This window comes from Anaerosporobacter sp., from assembly GCF_031551385.1.
Taxonomy (GTDB): Bacteria; Bacillota; Clostridia; order Lachnospirales; family Lachnospiraceae; genus Anaerosporobacter.
Genome location: NZ_JAVBNS010000042.1, coordinates 1 through 20,699, shown reverse-complemented (window position 1 = coordinate 20,699; position 20,699 = coordinate 1). Strand labels below are relative to the sequence as shown.

Here is a 20,699-nt window from a genome sequence, read left to right as displayed (position 1 = left end):
TATAAATGGAATTGCTGTTGCCGAATAAAATGATGATATCTTGTTTATAAAATGTATAAAACTTTCAATTCATGTGGATAGTAATAATGAAATACTTATGGTATAGAAAGGATGTTATTAACATGGAAAGAAAGATTGAAATAGTAAAAGCAAGAGAAATACTTGATTCAAGAGGAAATCCAACCGTAGAAGTTGAAGTAGTTCTTGAAGATGGCAATATTGGTAGGGCAGCAGTTCCATCAGGTGCGTCAACAGGTGCATTTGAAGCAGTTGAGTTACGTGACGGAGATAAGAATCGCTATATGGGAAATGGTGTTTTAAAAGCGGTTGAGAATGTGAATGGGCCGATTGCGAAACTGCTAATTGGAAAGAATGCATTGAATCAATGTGAAATTGACCGCATCATGATTGAGGCAGATGGTACAGACAACAAAGGAAAATTCGGAGCAAATGCAATATTAGGAGCATCACTGGCAGTTGCCAAAGCAGCAGCAGAATCTGTTGAACTTCCATTGTATCAATATATTGGTGGTGTGAACGCCAAGGTATTACCAGTTCCAATGATGAACATTATCAATGGTGGTAAACATGCAGACTCCAGTTTGAATATACAAGAGTTTATGATTATGCCAGTTGGAGCGAAGTCATTTCATGAGGCATTAGAATGGAGTACTGTTGTGTTCCATACACTCAAGAAATTATTAAAAGAGGACGGATATGTAACGGCTGTAGGTGATGAAGGTGGATTTGCACCGAAATTTGATTCCGATGACCAAGCACTAGAATACATCGTGAAGGCAATAGAGGCAGCAGGCTATAAAGCAGGTGATGATTTCTATATAGCTATGGATGCAGCAGCTACCGAGATGTATGAAGAAGCTGCGAAAGCAGGCAGAAAAGGGGACTACCTATTCTGGAAATCTGGAGAATATAAAAAAGTTGATGAGATGGTTGCCTATTGGGAAGATATCTGCAATCGTTATCCAGTCAAGTCACTTGAAGATGGACTTGCAGAGGAAGACTGGGAAGGTTGGGAGAAACTTACGAGAGCACTTGGTGATAAAGTGCAACTAGTCGGTGATGATTTGTTTGTAACGAATACAAAACGTATTCAAAAAGGAATGGATATGGAAGTATCCAATTCCGTATTAATCAAGTTTAACCAAATTGGTAGTCTTACAGAGACGCTAGAAGCAATTGAAGCTGCAAAATGTAATCGTTGGACAGCAATTGTTTCTCACCGTTCTGGTGAAACGGAAGATGTAACACTTGCTGATATTGCAGTTGCAACAAATGCAGGGCAAATCAAGACAGGTGCTCCATCAAGAAGTGATCGTGTTGCAAAATACAATCGACTTCTTCGAATTGAAGACCAACTAGGGCAAGAAGCGGTTTATCTTGGAAAGAAAGCATTTAAGGGAAAACAATAAGTTTGTTGTGTTGTGATTAGACTATAGTGAAGTTAGACGATAAAAAGACGGAGCTGTTGTAGAATGAAGTTTGTCCACGAGATATTGTGATACTTTTCAAGAGGTATTTTAATATATCGTAGAAAAATTATATTTTGCAATAGCTCTTATCGTATTGGTGCCAGAAACAACTATATTATAAATACATTATAGATATATGATAGGTATATTATAATATGGAGAAAATTATCGAATGTGATTGAATAATGGTTGTCCATAGAGTATACTAGGTGTGGAAAAGTTTTCCGAAATGATTTTAAGGGGGAGATATTTTATGGTAAAGAAAAATAATGGTTGGTTGATAGGTTGTTGCGTGTTCCTACTCGTAGGAATAATTTTCGCAGCTATTGGAATTGGAGTATACATAAGTAATGAAAACTTTAAAAGCAAAGCAATTAAGACAGAGAGTGTGATATCGGAGATAAGAGAGCGTAAAGATAGTGATGGTAAGACGGTCCATGATGTTTATGTTTCTTTCCATGTGAGAGGTAAGGAATATGGAGGACGCATAGGAGAGTACAGTAGCAGTATGTATGAAGGTCAGGAACTTATCGTTTATTATAATTCAGACAATCCTGCCGATTTTCGCAGATGTAATATAGTATTCCCGCTGGCATCTGGCTTGTTTGGGTTCGTGTTTATAGGGATTGGAGCAATTCCTATTATATTCTCAATTCGAAAGAATAAGGTCAGGAAGAAGTTTTTGGCGAATGATGTGCCATACAGAAATGAGAAAAGTACATTTTCTGCAAAGAGAAAAGTTCTGGAAGAAGCACCAATGGTACTTAATAAACCAAACCAATCATGGTATGTTACGATAGAAGGGAATTCGATTGTTGCAAACTGGAATTGGAAGAGCGGGATCTATCAAAGTACGGAGAATGAATTTGTGTATTCTGTGACATTGAACGATGCAGGAAGATGGACAGAAGATTTGGATAAGATGGAAAAGATATCAAAACATAGTGGTGAGAAAAGCTGGTTTGTTGGTAAAACATATCAGAAATCAGTAGAAGTGAGTTTTGCGAAAAACAAGGAAACTGGGAAGAGGGAAATTGAGAAAAAATCTATGGATACAGCAGAGATTAAGCGAGCGGTTCGTGCCTATCTAAAGGATTGTGGTTGGAGAAAGATGTAGCATTTATAACAGATAGTGCAAGGAATAAAATTTGTTGGAGAGGATATTTCGATGTCAAAAAAGTTAACAGGAGATAAATTTCCGATAGTAGTGGGTTCGGTTTTTATAATTGTAGGAATAATACTTGCTATTTTTGCAATGGGAGTGTATATAAGTAATGAAAATTATAAAAACAAAACGGTTAAGACAGAAAGTATTATATCAAATGTGCGATCACTCGAATGCGTAGATGTCACTTTTGTTGTTAATGGTACTGAGTATGAAGGTACTATAGACCATTTGGAGGTGTATAGTACAGGTGGAAGAGGAGGTAAAAGTAAATATATACATAGGAAGGTAGGTCAAAAAATTATTATATATTGCAATCCTGATAATCCTTCTGAGTTTCGTAGATGCAGTAATTTTCTCCCATTTGTTTTTGGCGTGATGGGTTTAGGATTTATACTTATTGGGGTGGTTGCTAGAAAAGTATTTTTGAATAGTAATATGCCAAGTAAAGACGGGAAAAACAAGTTCTATGCTAAGAAAAAGGTACTCAAGGATGCGACATCAGTACTTAATAAACCGAATCAGTCATGGTATGTTACGATAAAAGGAAATTCCATTGTAGCAGGTTGGAATTGGAAGATGGGAATTAAGCGAATGGAGGAAGATGAATTTGTGTATTCTGTGACATTGAAGGATGATGGCAGATGGAAAGAGGATTCGGATAAAACGGGGAAAAAAATAAAGCATAGTGGCGAGAAAGAAATTGAGGATATAGTCGAGATTAAGCAGGCGGTTCGTTACTATCTAAGGGACTGTGGCTGGAGAAAAATGCAGTAGGATTATGATGGTTTGCGTTTGCATTCTTAGCAATAGTTTTGAGTAATGAGGAGAAGATATGGAGTACATACCAGCAAAAACAATTATAACAAACAAGAAGGAAACATCATGGTTTGGGACAGAGTTCAATATGAATATCTATAAAGGTTGTTGCCATGGCTGTATCTATTGTGACAGCCGAAGTGAGTGTTATCACGTTGATAATTTCGATACGGTTAGAGCGAAAGAACATGCGTTAATGATTATACGAGATGAACTTAGGCGAAAAACAAAAAGTGGAGTAGTTGCTACAGGTGCGATGAGTGATCCCTATAATCCATTTGAAAAAGAACTGGAATTAACAAGACATGCATTAGAACTTATTGATGCATATGGCTTTGGTGTAGCAATTGCAACAAAAAGTCCATTGATAACAAGAGATATTCCCATTCTTCAATGTATTGCACAACATTCCCCTGTACTATGTAAGATTACGATTACGACAATAGATGATGCCACTGGTAAGATAATTGAGCCTCATGTTGCACTTAGTTCAGAACGATTTGAAGCGATTAGGAAGTTACGTGAGGCGGGAATCTATACAGGGATTCTATTTATGCCGATGTTGCCATTTATAACAGATAGCAATGAGAATATATTAGGAATGGTACAATTGGCAAAAGAGGCAGGAGCAAATTTTATCTACCCATCTTTTGGAGTGACATTACGAAGTAATCAACGAGACCATTTTTATCAGAAATTAGATGAGAATTTTCCTGGGGTTAAGGAGAAGTATATCGCAAAATATGGTCTGACATATCAATGCGGAATTCCGAATGCAAAGGCTAAATATGAGAAGTTTGCATTAGCATGTCAACAGAATAAAATATACTATACAATGAGTGATATTATTTTGGATTATAAGCGAGCATATACATGTAAGCAGATGTCGATATTTGATTATTAAAAATTCGACTTGTAAAACAATCTAATAATGTATATAATAAACACAACGGGGGGCTCACGTAAGTGGGCTGAGAGTAAGCTGTATCGCTTTGACCCATAACCTGATTTGGATAATGCCAACGTAGGGACATATGCGAAGTATGCTATTTTGCGATGCCTTTTTGGCGTCGCTTTTTTTTCGTGTAGAAAAGTATGCAGACTCTTTGTTCATATATAGAATCCAAATCATTCGAAAGGAGAATGATTATTATATGTTACAACAATGTTTAGAAAATGTAAGAAAGAACGCACCATTAATCCATAACATCACAAACTATGTAACGGTTAATGATGTTGCGAATATTTTATTAGCTTGTGGTGGAAGTCCAATTATGGCAGATGACCAAGAGGAAGTGGAAGAAATCACTTCAATCTGTGGTGGGCTGAATATTAATATAGGGACATTAAATCACAATACCATTTTTTCCATGATACTAGCAGGAAAGAAATCAAATGAACTAGGGCACAAAGTAGTATTAGATCCAGTGGGAGCAGGAGCAAGTAAACTTCGAACAGAGACAGCACTAAGACTTATGCGTGAAGTAAAGTTTGATGTAATTCGAGGGAATATATCTGAAATCAAAACGCTTGCAAACGGCAGTGGCAATACGAATGGCGTAGATGCCAATATTGCAGATGTAGTAACAGAGGAGAATTTAGAAGAAACAATAGCATTTGTAAAAGCATTTGCAAAAAGAGTCGGAAGTATTATTGCAATTACAGGTGCTATTGATTTGGTTAGTGACGGAGATACCTGCTATGCAATTCGTAATGGACGAAAAGAGATGGGACGTATTACGGGAACGGGGTGTCAACTTTCTGGAATGATGACAGCATATCTTGTTGCGAATCCAGAGTCTATATTGGAGGCAGCAACAGCGTCTATCTGTGCAATGGGACTTGCTGGAGAAATTGCATACAATAGAATGCAGGAGGGCGATGGAAATTCGACGTATCGAAATCGAATTATAGATGCCATCTATAATATGACAGCAGAAGAATTGGCAAGCGCAGCGAAAATCGAAAGAAGATAAATAATAGAGCAAAATAGAATGGGGAACACATATGGGAAATTGTAATGGTAAAGATTTATTAGTATATGCAGTGACAGATCGACATTGGTTACATGGAGAAACCCTTTACAGACAAGTGGAAAAAGCACTAAAAGGTGGTGCGACATTTGTTCAACTGAGAGAAAAAGAACTAGATGAAGACGCATTTTTGAAAGAAGCAATTGAGATAAAAGAATTATGCAGACAATATCACGTACCGTTTGTAATTAATGACAATGTGGAAATTGCAAGAAAGATAGATGCAGATGGCGTTCATGTCGGACAAAGAGATATGGAAGCGGCAGATGTAAGAAGTCAATTAGGGGCAGATAAGATAATTGGTGTTTCTGCACAGACAGTAGAACAGGCACTTTTAGCGCAAGAAAGAGGAGCGGACTACTTAGGAGTAGGAGCTGTTTTTCCAACAGGAACAAAATTAGATGCAGTAGAAGTCGGATACGAAGCACTAAAAGCAATTTGTGATGCGGTTGATATTCCGGTTGTAGCGATTGGAGGAATTACAAAAGAGAACATTATAGAGTTAAAAGGTAGTGGTGCAGATGGAGTAGCAGTTGTCAGTGCAATATTTGCAAGTGAAGATATTGAGGGAGCAACAAGGGAGCTTTGTGAGAAAGCGAGAGTATTAAGCGAATCCTAAGAAAAAGGATAGTAGGTAATTGTAGCAAGAGGAGGTTTGTTTTAATGTATAAGGCATTAACAATTGCGGGAAGTGATTCAAGCGGTGGTGCTGGTATTCAGGCGGATATTAAGACAATGACAGCGCACGGTGTGTATGCAATGAGTGCCATTACGGCATTGACAGCCCAGAATACAACTGGTGTAACGGGAATTATGGAAGTAAGCCCAGAGTTTTTAGAGGAGCAGATGGATTGTATCTTTACCGATATCGAGCCACACGCAGTTAAGATTGGCATGGTATCTTCCGATAGATTGATTTGCAGTATTGCGAAGAAGTTGAAACAATATGATGCAAAAAATGTAGTAGTAGACCCTGTTATGGTAGCAACAAGTGGTTCACGATTAATCAGTGAAGAAGCAATCTCAGTATTGAAGGAGCAATTGTTTCCGTTAGCAGATGTTCTTACACCGAATATACCAGAAGCAGAAGTAATAGCAGAAATAAAGATAGAATCAAAAGAAGATATGATAAAGGCTTCGGAGATTATTTATAACCAGTACGGTTGTCCTGTTCTCTGTAAAGGAGGACATTTTGGAGAAGATGCAGATGATTTCTTATATCTAGGAGATGAGATTCGCTGGTTAAAAGGGATTCGTTTGGATAATCCGAACACACATGGAACAGGATGCACGTTATCAAGTGCAATTGCCTCGAATCTTGCAAGAGGATATTCTATGTTAGAATCCGTGCAATTCGCAAAGGAATATGTTGCGAAAGCGATTGCGGATAATCTGGATATTGGGAAAGGTAGAGGACCGTTAAATCATATGTGGAAGTTAATGCAACAGGAAGAAAACTTTATGTATGCAGAAGAGATGTATCGGTAGGAAGCGTAGAGCGAAAAATACATAGAAATTAATTATAGCAAATCAAAAGAAAGAGGTATGTAATAATGAGAGAATATGCAACACAGATGGAAGCAGCAAGAAAAGGAATTGTAACAGAAGAATTAAAAAGGGTAGCAGAGAAAGAGAGAATGACAGTGGAAGAACTACTTCCTCTTGTAGCAGAAGGAAAAGTTGTAATATGTGCGAATATTAATCATAAATGTATCGACCCTCAAGGTGTTGGTTCTATGTTAAAAACAAAGATTAATGTAAACCTTGGCGTTTCAAGAGACTGTAAAGATTACAATGTTGAGATGGAAAAGGTTATGCAAGCAGTCAACATGGGAGCAGAGGCAATTATGGATTTATCTTCTCATGGAAATACAATCCCATTTCGTCGTAAATTAACATCAGAATGCCCTGCTATGATTGGAACTGTTCCAGTATATGACTCTGTAATTCATTATCAAAGAGATTTGGATTCGTTAACAGCAAAAGACTTCATTGATGTTGTTCGTTTACATGCAGAAGACGGCGTTGACTTTGTTACGTTACATTGTGGTATTACAAGAAAGACAATCGACCAAATCCGTAACCATAAACGTAAGATGAATATTGTATCAAGAGGTGGTTCTCTTGTATTTGCATGGATGTGTATGACAGGAAATGAAAATCCATTCTATGAATATTATGATGAAATACTTGATATCTGTAGACAATACGATGTAACAATCTCTTTAGGAGATGCTTGTCGTCCAGGTTGTCTTGCAGATGCTTCGGATGTATGTCAAATTGAAGAATTGGTTCGTCTTGGAGAATTAACAAAGCGAGCGTGGGAAAAAGATGTACAAGTTATGGTAGAAGGTCCGGGGCATATGCCTATTGATCAAATTGCAGCAAATATGAAGATTCAACAAACAATTTGTGGTGGTGCACCATTCTATGTATTAGGACCACTAGTAACAGATATTGCACCTGGTTATGACCACATTACAGCAGCAATTGGCGGATCAATAGCAGCGGCAGCAGGAGCAGCATTCCTTTGCTACGTAACACCTGCAGAACATCTTGCATTACCTAACTTAGATGATGTAAAACAAGGAATTATAGCATCAAAGATAGCAGCGCATGCCGCAGATATTGCAAAAGGAATTCGTGGTGCAAGAGAGATGGATGACCGTATGGCAGATGCTAGACAAAAGCTAGATTGGGAAGCACAGTGGGAATGTGCAATCGACCCAGAAACAGCAAAGGCAATCCGTGATGACAGAAAACCAGAACATGAGGATACTTGCTCTATGTGTGGTAAATTCTGTGCAGTACGAAGCATGAATAAGGCGTTAGCTGGAGAACACATTGATATTTTGTAGGAAAAGTGGAGATAAATTAGCATATTGTTAGTCAATTGGTAAAATATAGATAAAGGATATACATAATCATATTATTAAATCGGAATAAGTTGCAAAATAGTGCTATTTGTTTTAGAATAAAAACATAGCAATAGATTGCAGCTTATTTTTGTATTAAAAAATAGATGATGAAAGGATTATGATATGATGAAGAAAAAAATGCTAAGTTTGTTATGTTGTGTTTTATTATGTATTTCCATGTTGTCAGGATGTGCAAACAAGAATGCAGATACTTCAGAGCAGACACAAGGTGCAGAGGAAGAGACTCCTGTTGATAAAACAGGTGAAGTATCTTTACTTGTATGGTGTGGAAGTGAAGAGGAGCAGACATTATTAGGGGAGATGGTTGAATCATTTAAAAAACAATACGAAGGAGAAAGAACATTTAATATCACGGTTGAGATAGAAAGTGAATCTTCTTGTAAAGATACGTTACTTGGAGATGTATTGAATGGTGCAGATGTATTTGCCTTCCCAGACGATCAGCTTATGGCATTAATTGCGTCTGGCGCGTTAGAACCAATTGAAGATACGAAGATAAAAGAGGCGAATTCAGAAAGTTCGGTAGAAGCTGCTTCTTATGATGGTAAATTATATGCTTATCCAATGACAGCAGATAATGGATACTTTATGTATTATAACAAAGCATATTTTACAGAAGAAGATGTAAAAGAATTAGATCGTATGCTTGAAGCAGCAGCAAAAGTGGATAAACAAGTTATGATGGATTGGTCATCTGGCTGGTATCTTTATTCGTTCTTTGGTGGATCTGGTTTAGAGTTTGGTTTGAATGATGATGGTATTACAAACTACTGTACTTGGAATTCAACAGAGGGTGAAATTAAAGGAAAAGATATCGCAGAGGCAATGCTTGCGATTGCAAAAAATCCTGGATTTGCTAGTGGTGGTGACTCTGACTTTTTAGATGGAGCAAGAGCAGGAACTGTCATTGCTGGTGTAAATGGAGTATGGAATGCTACGACATTACAAGAAATATGGGGAAGTAACTATGCAGCAGTTAAATTACCTTCCTATACTTGTAACAATAAGCAAGTACAACTATCTTCTTTTGCTGGATATAAAATGGTAGGTGTAAATGCTTACTCGGATGAGAAAGAGTGGGCAAATAAATTTGCCGATTGGATAACAAATGAAGAAAATCAAACATTACGTTTTGAAAGAAGAGAGCAAGGGCCTTCGAACAATAAGGCATCAGAATCACCAGAAGTTCTTCAGTCACCAGCTATTCAAGCGTTAATTCAACAATCTGAATTTGCCAAATTACAAAGAGTAGGTGCAAACTATTGGGATCCAATTTATCAATATGGAGAAGCGATAGTAAAAGGTAATATAAAATCTGATAAACTGCAATCACTATTAGACACGTTAGTGGAAGGGATTACAGCCACTCAAGTAAAATAGCAAAGGGGAGAGTAGAATGAATAAAAAGAAAAAGAGTTTTCTTAATGTGAAGTTGATAGTTTTAGTTCCTCTTCTTTTGCTAGGAATTGTAACAGTCCTATCGAACTTTGTAGCAATTATTAATATTAGAAGTGTTAATAATAATGCAACTAAGATTACGGATTATCATATGGAAGGTAAAGAGTACTTAGCCAATATTCAAGAGGAAGTACAAATTATACATAAGCTTGGTTTATCGCATATTGTAGCAACCGAATTTAATAAGAAGATTGCTATTGTTGAAGAAGTTAAGAAGGAACAGGAAATTATTGAGGCAAATATTAAAGCATATAAGAGATTTGTTAGTGATTCAGAAAGAGAAACATATGAATTGTTGGTAGAGAATTATAATATTTTACGTGATTATATAGCAAACTTGTTAGCTTATAGTGCTGCGAATAAAACAGTAGGTGCCTATGAATTTGCGAATAACGAAGTTGCCGCAATTGGTGAAGCATTAAAAGCAAATATTGAAGCATTATCAGAGAGCACAAATTCAGAAGTAGAAGAAGCAAAGAGTACATTACAGGACGTATATAATCGTTCTATGATGTTGAATGCTGGTATTGTTGCAATTAGTGTGATAACCGTTGTCTTTGCGATTGTTATGTTAATCAGAAGAATTATCACTCCAATTAATCGTATTGAAAAGGAACTGACCAATATTATCACAGGTATTGAACGAAAAGAAGGCGATTTAACACAAAGAGTACCAGTTAAATACAATGATGAAATTGCATCACTTGGTGAGGGCGTTAATGTCTTTATGGAGAAGTTGCAGACAATCTTCCAGATGCTAGGAAGCAGTAGTATGAGAATGGACGGCATTGTAAATGAAGTATTAACCAGCGTGAAAGATTCCAATGATAATGTAAACAGTTTATCTGCATTAACGGAGGAATTATCGGCAGCTATGTTTGAGATTTCAACAAATGCAGAGTTAATCAATGCAAATGCAAGTGAAGTAAATCATGAAGTTACTGTATTTGCAGACAAGTCAAAGGAAATTAATGATTACTCACAAGTTATGAAAAGTGAAGCTGACAATATGGAATCAACAGCAAGAAGAAATGTAGAAGCAACTGATGAAAAGGTAAGAGAGATATTAGAGGTATTGAATAAAGCGATTGAGGATAGTGATAATGTAAAACAAATTAATGCATTGACGAATGAAATTCTTGAAATTTCAAATCAAACAACATTACTAGCACTTAATGCCTCAATAGAAGCAGCAAGAGCAGGAGAAGCAGGAAAAGGTTTCGCAGTTGTTGCAAGTGAGATTAGTAATCTTGCTACTTCAAGCCATAATACAGCAAGCCGTATCCAAGATGTGAATACAATTGTAACGGATTCAGTTCAAAACTTAGCTGAAAATGCAAGTAACTTAGTTGGATATATTAATGAATCGATACTACCTGATTTTAATGCTTTCTTAAATATGGGAAGTAAGTATAACCAAGATGCAACTTATATCCAAGGAACAATGAAGGACTTCTCATCAAAAACAGAAGAAATCAAAAAGGTTACAGAAGGTATTGCAAAATCAATCAGTACAATTTCATCTGCGATTGCGGACAGTTTAGAAGGTGTAAATGGCGTTACAGAAAGTACTCAGGACTTAGTAAGAGAAATTGACAACATATCTGGACGTATGAATGAAAACCATGTAGTTGCAGGCGAGTTAAAGAAAGAGTTAGAAGTATTCAAGAAAATTGAATAAGAAGATTAAAAGCAAAAGCGATATAAAAAGCATAAAAGATTCAAAAAAACTAGGGTGAGATTAAATCTCACCCCATTTTTTACCCCATAGACAGATACCTTTGTCATCTTTACCTGTGATAGCAATAGTAGGTTGCCATAATTCATAATCCCAAGTAGGTAAGATTCGATAAGTTTCTGTTGTTTTGGCATATGTTAAAACGAAAGTAGTATCATCTATAAGTGTCCATTGTGCATGGATAGAGTCTGCAAGCATGGCACGACCATCAGAAAACAAGGACATGCAGACAGAAGTTTGGACACCTTGAGGAATTGTTGGAGTTAAACGGATTCGTTCGTATTTGCCAACCATAAGCTCTTTCGTAACAGGCTGAACTTTTTCGCCACTGTATATCTCAGGAGAAACAACAGGCCAGCCGTCATTTGTCCAAAGCATTTTTCGCACATGCATCATGGAAGGTTCTCCACCTTTAAAGTTGCGTTCGCGAATATGGCTTACTAAGTACCATTCGTTATCAAAATCGTGAAGTACAGAATTGTGTCCTGGGCCCATATAAGAGATTCCTTCATGGAACTGATATCCACATGCAATCATATACCCAATGGAATTGTCATAATCTTCAAGATCGGTTAAATCTCTTCCGTTGTGGTCAAGATATGGACCAGTAACACATTTGCTTCGTCCTACTCGAATATTGTAGTCACTTTTTAAAGAAGCGTAAGATACGAATAAATAGTAGTAGTCCCTATCTTTATTATATACAATATAAGGTCCTTCAACGGCAGAGTCACACCATTGAGGTCTTCTTACAAGGCAGGTACCAACGCCGTCTTCAGCAGCTAGACCAGTTGTTTTATCTAATTCAATAATATGGCATCCACCCCAGAATGAGCCATAGACCATATATTGCTTACCATTTGTATGGTCTTCGATAATATTGGCATCAATTGCGTTAACAGGAGAATCATTTGTCGTTTTAATAACAGCGCCTCTTGGAATAAATGGGCCTTCTGCATTATCTGAAACAGCAAGATAGATGCAGGATTGTCTTACACCAAACGACGAATTGGAGCAGTATAAACGATATTCCTCGCCAACTTTAACGATATCAGGAGCCCAGATATGATTTGTTCCAACATGGTCATGTGACTCGGCGGGTGGAACATCTGTTACACGGCCGATATCTTCCCAGTGAATAAGGTCTTTGGAGCGCAGACTTTTTGCTTCTGTGGCGTATATATAATAATTATTGGATGCAGGATCATGATAAATCGCTGGGTCATGAGTAAACCAAAGTGGATTTTCAGGAGTCGATGCAAAGTGTTCCCCATTAGCAGGTTTACCTGGTTTTTGAGGAAGATGTGGTGGTTCGGATGGATAGACAAAAGTAGTCATATTCACAATTACCTCGTTTCATATTTTATAATTGTAATCAAAAGGACGTAGTCCTTAGTAAGTATTGATTGTTAATTCTATTATAACGTAGAACAGTAGTTTTTGTCGATGAATTGTGAGGTACATGGCTTATTAGGATACAACTTCGTGTTACTGTTCGCAAAAATGTTTACAGCAATACAACTTCTTTTTAATGCCATCGATAGCGAAATATAATGGTATTAGGAAGGTTGTTTTTGTGATAAAATAGGGGTATTGGAGATGCAAAACTTCGGTAGGTTATTGACGCTTCTTCGTTGCTGTAGAATAACACGAAACACGCTACACACTAAGAAGTTCTATAGGTGTTTCGCTATCGTTTCTTAGTTATTCTACAGCAACGAAGAAGCAGGCATAGGTAGTGAAGTTTTGCATGTCAGATTGTTGGGGAAGTATGAAAAAACATTGATTTGCATTGTTATCTTTTACTTAGTGGTTTGGAAGTTCAAGATTTAGTCAATGTAGCCCAACAGATCTCCTAACTTTTGAATTGCTACATTGCTAAATGAATTGCACAGAATAGTACAAACATTTTCAGATACACCCGAAGAAAGTAAATAATATAGAAAGAACAGAGATAAGAAGAATAGAAAGCATGAATATTAAAAAGCATGAGTATTAAAAAGCGTAAATATTAAAAAGTATAAGCATTAAAAAAACAAACATACAAAAGTAAGAAAAACATAATAAAACAAGAAAGGATGAAGTAGTATGGAAAATTATATTTATGAGTGTCCTGTGTGTGGATTTCGTCATCAAGTGCCTCAGTACTGGGTTTCGTATTCACCGGAGGAGACAATGGAGTATCCGCATATGTGTATAGAGACAGGAAGTATGTGTGATAATATGGAACTGAAGTATGTAGGTGAGCAGAGCACATGATAATCAAAATGTAGATAACAGTTAGGAGAATATATGAAAGTTGGAGTTGTTTACTATCCAGAACATTGGAATAGAGAATTGTGGGAGAAAGATGCAGATTTGATGGTGGAGACTGGGGTTAAGGTAGTTCGTCTTGCTGAGTTTGCATGGAGTCGATTAGAACCCGTCGAGGGGCAGTATGAATTTGCATGGTTAGATGAAGCGGTAGAGATTTTTGCAAAGAGAGATATTGAAGTGATTCTTGGAACGCCAACGAACTGCCCGCCTTTATGGTTGTATGAGAAATATCCAGATGCAATCCAATGTGATGAACATGGGAATAGAGTGAGCATTGGAGTAAGAGGACATAGATGTTACAATAGTCCATCATTAATTAAGAAGACAATTCAAATTGTGACGGAGATGGCAAAGCATTATAAGGATAATAAGGCAGTTGTGAGCTGGCAGATTGATAATGAACTGGAAGCCTATCATTGTACATGTCCGGTGTGTACAGATAAATTCCGAGAATGGTTAAAGAAAAAATATACAACATTAGAGAAGTTAAATCATACGTATGGAAATGTTATGTGGAGTGGAGAATACAGCAGTTGGTCGCAAATTACACCACCACTTGGAGAGAGACAATCTTGGTTGAATCCAGCGTATCTTCAAGACCATTATCGTTATGCATCAGAATCCATGGTCGAGTTTGTGAAGTTGCAGGCTGATATTATTCGGAAGTATTGCAATGATGTTACGATTACAACGAATATGTATCTGGGAAATATGACGCCAGATTTTTATAAGACATTCAAGGAATTGTCCTATGCGTCTTATGACAATTATCCAGTTGTAGTAATTCCGAAAGACCATGAAGAAATCTATTCGCATGCATTTCATTTGGATTTGACAAGAGGGATTAAAAGACAAAATTTCTGTATCATGGAGCAACTTAGTGGTGCACTCGGATGTTGGATGCCGATTGGAAGAACACCAAGACCTAATATGATTAAAGGCTATTCTTTGCAAGCATTTGCAAGAGGGGCGGATTTGGTATTAAACTTTAGGTGGAGAAGTGCGACAAAGGGAGCAGAGATGTTCTGGCATGGAATTTTAGACCACAACAATAAATTGGGAAGAAGATATGAAGAGTTCCGTTCTCTATGTCATACGGTGCATGAAGAATTGCAAATGTTGGAGGGGACAACCATTCGTAATAAAGTGGCGTTGTTGTTCTCACATGAACAGGATAATGCATTTAAGTTTCAACAGCAGTCAGAGGGATTCCATTATTATAATCAATTAAAATTGTTTCATGATGGAGTAATGCGACTTGGTGTGGGCATTGATATTATTAACATAACGGAAGACTTGGCGCAGTATGAAGTTGTTATTGCACCAACGGTGTATATCGCATCACCAGAGATTGTGGACAATCTAACGAAATATGTACAAAACGGTGGAAAATTAATCTTAACAAATCGTTCGGGTGTAAAAGATGAAAGCAACGCTTGCATTATGGATTATTTACCAGGGCCGTTTTCTAGTTCTGTTGGTGCAGTGGTTGAAGAATATGATGCGCTTGGTAATGATACGAATCGAATCTGTATGGAGAATGGGAAGACATATCGTTGTAATCAATGGGCGGATATCTTACAGTTAGAAACAGCGCAGAGTCTTGGAACGTATATGGAAGATTTCTATGAAGGGAAATCGGCGATTACAAAGAATCGCTACGGTGCTGGTGAAGTATATTATGTTGGGACGGTTCTTGAAAGAGATTTCTATAAAGATTTTATGAGTGATGTGATAGAAGGAACAAGTGTTGAGACAGTGAAGAATCTGCCTGATGGTGTAGAGGTGAGTGTTCGTGAAAATGATACGCAGAAATACAGATTGCTGTTTAATAATACGAATGATGTACAGGAAGTTAGAATGGAAGATTGCGAGACGATTGTATTACAGCCGTTTGAGTTCTATGTTGTTAGATAAGAAGAAAAATCTCGGTGTTATTGGGGGTAGAAAATGTAGAAGACAGATGGTGCACATAGCTCTTTCGTCTTTCCTAATCCAGAGTTAGAGGATGTACGTTTATTGCTAGAGTTATTTGTTTTGGAAAATAATATGAAACCAGTAAGTTAATGTAGAAATAAGATGATTAGATACTTCTAAAAAGAAAAAAGTTGTCAATCATAAGATTAGTAATTATCATGGAAAGATTAGTAATTAGCATGGATAATACCTTGACAAATCATATCGAAGCGAATATAATTGCAATAATTTATGGAAAGGGGATTACAAATTATGTTTAACATGAATCTACATCATCATAATCATGGAAAAAGGTAAGTCTATGGATAATCATGGGCTTATGTTTATTGCGTATACCCATGATGATGATATGTAGATAAGTGGATCATAAAGTAATCTACGGAAAGAAGTCATCCTGGGTATATGTGGGATGGCTTCTTTTTTTGGTATGTGCAATTATATGTACAAGTTTTATTTGCAAGAAAAAAATAGGCTATGAATAAAAATGCGCCGTTATGGAGGCATACCAAATTAAGAAGTAATACAAGAGTAATTGAAACAAAATAAATTAATTTGAGCAAGGAGATGGCGATATGAGAAAAACAACAGTTAAAGGAATGAACGAATATTTACCAGAAGAAACGGAACTTAGAGACTATTTGCAACAAACGATTCTTGCAACATATAAATCATGTGGGTTTCAGAGAATTACAACACCAATTATGGAAGATATAGAAAATCTGAAAAAGAGTGAAGGTGGAGAGAATCTTGAATTGCTTTTTGAAGTAATGAAACGAGGAGATAAGTTAAAGAAATCAATTGAGAATAAGGAATATAATCGATTAACTGATATGGGATTGCGCTATGATCTTACATTACCATTAACAAGATATTATTCGAATAATAGAGATAAATTAATGAATCCATTTCGTTGCATCCAGATGGATCGTGTATACCGTGCAGAGCGACCACAGAAAGGGAGATTGCGTGAATTTGTACAGTGTGATATTGATATTATTGGGCAGCAATCGAATGTGGCAGAGATTGAATTAATAACAACAACTGCAAAAGCATTACAGGCAATCGGAATAAATGCATTTGCAGTTCGAATTAATGACCGAAGGTTATTACAAATGGTTTTATTACAGATAGGATTTAAGGAAGAAGAACTTGAAAGTGTGTGTATTACGTTGGATAAATTAGACAAGATAGGAAGTAGTGGTGTAGAGCAGGAATTGAAGGATAAAGGTATTTCTGTAGAGATACAGGAACGGTTTCTATCATTACTGAATAAAATGCCACTTACCATTACAGACGTAGCACAAATATGTAAGGACAGTGGTGTCATAGATAATATAGAAACAATAATGAAATCTGTACAAGTTGTATCTCAAGGGAAATACAATATAAATTATGACTTTACACTCGTAAGGGGACAGGGATACTATACAGGAACTATTTTCGAGATAACGAGTTCGGAGTTTCGTGGTGCAATTGCAGGTGGCGGAAGATATGATAATCTTATTGGCAAGTTTACAGGAGGAAATTCCATACCAGCAGTAGGATTCTCCATCGGTTTTGAGAGAATCTACGGAATATTAAAAGAGAAAGGTTATAAGATTCCAACACGTAATAAAGTAGCTGTTGTATATGAAGAGAATGCAGTGGTAGATGCGATACAAAAAGCAGAGTTATTAAGAGCAGATGCCGATGTTTTTCTTGTTGTAAGGAAAAAGAATTACTATAAGCAGCTTGAGTTACTGCGTAGTCAAGGTATTGGTGAGGTTGTTGAATTATAAAACGTATCGATGAATATGCAACTAGTATGCAAGCATAGGTTAATATATAGCTATAAGCCGTAATAAAGGGAGGATAATCATGCATACTAGTAGAAAAAGAAAGCTATTTCGCTTAGGCGTAATCATGTTTGTGATTTTTATTTGGTGTTGTCCGGAGGATACGATGTTTAGAGAAGATAGCCTTGCGAAGAACGATGAAACTGCGAATAATAATTCTAGCTTTGAATCGAATAATGTAGAGACAGAAAAAGAATGGAAACCAAATCATGGAACAATAGATATCGAATACAAAGATACAGGGCATTATGATGATGTGGAAGAATATGTTTTTATTAATTCAGAGGAAGGATGGAAAGGATATATAGCACCTGCAGGAGCGGGAAGCGATAGTCTTGAACTTTATAAAACAACAGATGGTGGCATAAACTGGATAAGCGTATCTACTTTGGAATCAGGTGGCGATTTTGTTTTTCTTAATAATAATATTGGCTGGATTGTTCATAATGCTCCGATTAATGGAGCTTTGCAAATGCAGAAAACATGCAATGGTGGAAAGACATGGGTGGAAGAAGTGATACAGGCACCAACGGAATATAAAGATGTCCAATTTTCAGCGTCTCTTCCTGTGTTTTTCTCTCAGCAAGATGGAATTATGATAGCATTATGTCAAGATACGAATAATAATTATGAGTATATCGAACCAGTTGCATTTATTACACATGATGGTGGAGAAACGTGGAATCTTTCAAAAGAGGGTTCAAAGGATTCTTGTTTTAGGTGGGATATTAATGAAGAAGAGGAGTATCGTGAAATTAGATATAATGATCGTGTATGGAAATCCATGGATAATATTGAGTGGTGTCAATTTGAGTAGTATCAGTCTGTGCTATTGTTGTATCTGTGCCATGGAAGTTTAAAGTGAATATTTTTGATAAAGCAATATAAAGAAAAATAATAGATATAAGAAACATGCAAAATGAATGCACAAAATATGTAAATTTAGCAAAGGCATCAAATCTTCAATACAAAAAGATTTGATGCCTTTGCTATTTTCTTTAAAAGAGTGCAATAACACTCTCACTAAATTAACCCATAACCTATTACTTACTCTCCATCTTTTCAATAGCAGCCCCAATAAACCCTTTAAATAACGGATGAGGACGATTCGGTCTTGATTTAAATTCAGGATGAGCTTGTGTAGCAACAAACCATGGATGATCTTGATCTTTTAATTCAATCATCTCAACGATGCGGCCATCTGGAGAAAGACCAGAGAGTACAAGACCAAATTTTTTGAAATCATCACGATAGTAGTTGTTTACTTCATAGCGGTGACGATGTCTTTCTTCAATCGTAGTTGAACCATATAGTTCATGTGCTTTTGAATTTTCTTCTAATACACAAGGGTAAGAACCAAGACGTAGCGTTCCACCAAGGTCTTCAACACCATCTTGTTCTGGCATTAGATGAATGACAGGATGTGTTGTGCTAGGATTAAGTTCAACACTATGAGCATCTGCAAAACCAATAACATGTCTTGCGAATTCAACAATGGATAACTGCATACCAAGACAAAGTCCTAAGTATGGGATTTTATGTTCACGAGCATATTGTATAGAAGTAATCATACCATCGATGCCACGATCTCCGAAACCACCAGGAACAATAATTCCCGATACATCATGAAATGTTTCTTGTACTGTGTCAGGAGTAATCTCTTCGGAATTAATCCATTTAATAGAGACGGAAGCGTTATGTGCAACAGCACCATGTTTTAATGATTCTACTACACTGATATAGGCATCGTGTAAGGCTGTATATTTGCCGACTAGAGCAACGGTAACCTCTTTTTGAGGATTTTTCAAAGCGTAAACCATGTTTTCCCATTCTGTTAGATTTGGTTCAGGGCAGTCTAGTTGTAAACATTTGCAGGCAATGTTAGCGAGATGTTCATTCTCCATGGCAAGAGGTGCTTCATATAATGTATCTACATCAAGATTTTGCATAACATGACCGCTTGGTACATTACAAAATAGTGCGATTTTATCTTTAATATCAGCATCGAGAGGAAGTTCTGTTCGACATACGATAATATCTGGTTGAATACCCATACCTTGTAATTCCTTAACGCTTGCTTGTGTTGGCTTTGTTTTCATTTCACCAGAAGCTTTTAAGTAAGGGATTAAAGTTACGTGGATAAGAATGGCGTTTTCACGACCGATATCATGTTGAAATTGGCGAATGGATTCCAAGAATGGCTGGCTTTCGATATCACCTACCGTACCACCAACTTCGATAATTGCAATTTGTGTTTCATTAGAGCCGTCATTACGATAGAAGCGACTTTTAATTTCGTTTGTGATGTGAGGGATTACTTGAACCGTACCGCCACCGAAATCGCCGCGTCTTTCCTGAGAGAGAACTGACCAATAGATTTTTCCTGTAGTTACATTGGATTGTTTTGTAAGACTTTCATCAATAAAACGTTCATAGTGACCAAGATCGAGATCTGTTTCCGCACCATCGTCTGTAACAAATACTTCTCCATGTTGAATTGGATTCATAGTTCCGGGGTCAATATTGATGTAGGGATCGAATTTTTGCATTGTTACATGGTAACCTCGAGCTTTCAGTAAACGACCTAGTGAAGCAGCAGTAATCCCTTTTCCAAGACCTGATACAACACCACCAGTTACAAAGACATATTTGACAGCCATAATTGTTCCTCCTTATTGTATGCTTAAAACATTAACCCAAATATTATACATGAATCAAAAAAGGAAATCTAGAATAGATGGGTAGAAACGTGTTTTATTATAAAAAAGCTGTAAAAACTTAATGTTATTAAGACGATATAGTTAGTATGTGTAGAATATATGGGAAAATGCTTGTTTAAGTAAGGAGGTAGAAAGAAAAGGAAGTGAGATATGAACCTCTTATATAGGACTAATAGCCTAAGTAAAGGGAAATGGAAGAAAGAAACTAC

The 20,699-nt window shown here is 36.7% G+C and carries 16 protein-coding genes and 1 riboswitch; of the genes, 14 read left to right on the top strand and 2 right to left on the bottom strand.

Translation table 11 applies throughout. The features are described from left to right. The first annotated feature begins 122 nt into the window (after nucleotides 1-122). The 10 genes from eno to RMR19_RS04920 all read left to right on the top strand — a co-directional run bounded on the left by eno (nucleotide 123) and on the right by RMR19_RS04920 (nucleotide 11,585). A complete protein-coding gene (gene eno, locus RMR19_RS04965) occupies nucleotides 123-1,430 on the top strand; it encodes a phosphopyruvate hydratase (RefSeq protein WP_310602393.1) in 1,308 nt (435 codons plus the stop codon). 313 nt (nucleotides 1,431-1,743) lie between these two features. After that, the gene (locus RMR19_RS04960; RefSeq protein ID WP_310602392.1) at nucleotides 1,744-2,607 is read left to right on the top strand and encodes a DUF3592 domain-containing protein; all 864 of its coding nucleotides are present in this window, start codon (nucleotides 1,744-1,746) and stop codon (nucleotides 2,605-2,607) included. Nucleotides 2,608-2,658: 51 nt separating this feature from the next. Further along, the gene (locus RMR19_RS04955) at nucleotides 2,659-3,432 is read left to right on the top strand and encodes a DUF3592 domain-containing protein (protein WP_310602391.1); all 774 of its coding nucleotides are present in this window, start codon (nucleotides 2,659-2,661) and stop codon (nucleotides 3,430-3,432) included. Between the two features lie 58 nt (nucleotides 3,433-3,490). Continuing rightward, a complete protein-coding gene (locus RMR19_RS04950) occupies nucleotides 3,491-4,378 on the top strand; it encodes an SPL family radical SAM protein (RefSeq protein ID WP_310602390.1) in 888 nt (295 codons plus the stop codon). A 36-nt stretch (nucleotides 4,379-4,414) separates the two neighbouring features. Next, nucleotides 4,415-4,523: riboswitch (TPP riboswitch) on the top strand. A 105-nt stretch (nucleotides 4,524-4,628) separates the two neighbouring features. After that, nucleotides 4,629-5,450: a hydroxyethylthiazole kinase gene (gene thiM / locus RMR19_RS04945; protein ID WP_310602389.1), complete on the top strand. Its 822-nt coding sequence runs from the start codon at nucleotides 4,629-4,631 to the stop codon at nucleotides 5,448-5,450. Nucleotides 5,451-5,481: 31 nt separating this feature from the next. Beyond that, nucleotides 5,482-6,126 carry a thiamine phosphate synthase gene (thiE, locus tag RMR19_RS04940; protein WP_310602388.1) on the top strand — a complete coding sequence of 215 codons (645 nt, stop codon included), beginning with the start codon at nucleotides 5,482-5,484 and terminating at the stop codon, nucleotides 6,124-6,126. A 44-nt stretch (nucleotides 6,127-6,170) separates the two neighbouring features. Next, on the top strand, nucleotides 6,171-6,995 hold the full coding sequence (thiD, locus tag RMR19_RS04935; RefSeq protein ID WP_310602387.1) for a bifunctional hydroxymethylpyrimidine kinase/phosphomethylpyrimidine kinase: 825 nt from the start codon (nucleotides 6,171-6,173) through the stop codon (nucleotides 6,993-6,995). 65 nt (nucleotides 6,996-7,060) lie between these two features. Next, nucleotides 7,061-8,365 carry a phosphomethylpyrimidine synthase ThiC gene (gene thiC, locus RMR19_RS04930; protein WP_310602386.1) on the top strand — a complete coding sequence of 435 codons (1,305 nt, stop codon included), beginning with the start codon at nucleotides 7,061-7,063 and terminating at the stop codon, nucleotides 8,363-8,365. A 183-nt stretch (nucleotides 8,366-8,548) separates the two neighbouring features. Continuing rightward, complete coding sequence (locus RMR19_RS04925; RefSeq protein WP_310602385.1) at nucleotides 8,549-9,826, top strand: extracellular solute-binding protein; 1,278 nt, start codon at nucleotides 8,549-8,551, stop codon at nucleotides 9,824-9,826. A gap of 16 nt (nucleotides 9,827-9,842) precedes the next feature. Continuing rightward, nucleotides 9,843-11,585, top strand: a complete 1,743-nt coding sequence (locus RMR19_RS04920; protein WP_310602384.1) for a methyl-accepting chemotaxis protein — start codon at nucleotides 9,843-9,845, stop codon at nucleotides 11,583-11,585. 60 nt (nucleotides 11,586-11,645) lie between these two features. Here the strand turns inward: RMR19_RS04920 and RMR19_RS04915 are convergent, their stop codons facing one another. Beyond that, nucleotides 11,646-12,980 carry an arabinan endo-1,5-alpha-L-arabinosidase gene (locus RMR19_RS04915; RefSeq protein ID WP_310602399.1) on the bottom strand — a complete coding sequence of 445 codons (1,335 nt, stop codon included), beginning with the start codon at nucleotides 12,978-12,980 and terminating at the stop codon, nucleotides 11,646-11,648. Nucleotides 12,981-13,730: 750 nt separating this feature from the next. On the opposite strand from RMR19_RS04915, the gene RMR19_RS04910 reads away from it, so the two are divergent. The 4 genes from RMR19_RS04910 to RMR19_RS04895 all read left to right on the top strand — a co-directional run bounded on the left by RMR19_RS04910 (nucleotide 13,731) and on the right by RMR19_RS04895 (nucleotide 18,587). Continuing rightward, nucleotides 13,731-13,901, top strand: coding sequence for a hypothetical protein (locus RMR19_RS04910; RefSeq protein ID WP_310602383.1), 171 nt, complete (start codon nucleotides 13,731-13,733; stop codon nucleotides 13,899-13,901). Between the two features lie 33 nt (nucleotides 13,902-13,934). Further along, a complete protein-coding gene (locus RMR19_RS04905) occupies nucleotides 13,935-15,875 on the top strand; it encodes a beta-galactosidase (protein ID WP_310602382.1) in 1,941 nt (646 codons plus the stop codon). Nucleotides 15,876-16,507: 632 nt separating this feature from the next. Further along, nucleotides 16,508-17,713, top strand: a complete 1,206-nt coding sequence (gene hisS, locus RMR19_RS04900; RefSeq protein WP_310602381.1) for a histidine--tRNA ligase — start codon at nucleotides 16,508-16,510, stop codon at nucleotides 17,711-17,713. A gap of 79 nt (nucleotides 17,714-17,792) precedes the next feature. Continuing rightward, nucleotides 17,793-18,587, top strand: a complete 795-nt coding sequence (locus RMR19_RS04895) for a WD40/YVTN/BNR-like repeat-containing protein (RefSeq protein WP_310602380.1) — start codon at nucleotides 17,793-17,795, stop codon at nucleotides 18,585-18,587. 226 nt (nucleotides 18,588-18,813) lie between these two features. On the opposite strand, the gene RMR19_RS04890 is transcribed toward RMR19_RS04895, so the two are convergent. After that, nucleotides 18,814-20,430 carry a CTP synthase gene (locus RMR19_RS04890; RefSeq protein WP_310602379.1) on the bottom strand — a complete coding sequence of 539 codons (1,617 nt, stop codon included), beginning with the start codon at nucleotides 20,428-20,430 and terminating at the stop codon, nucleotides 18,814-18,816. Between the last annotated feature and the right edge of the window lie 269 nt (nucleotides 20,431-20,699).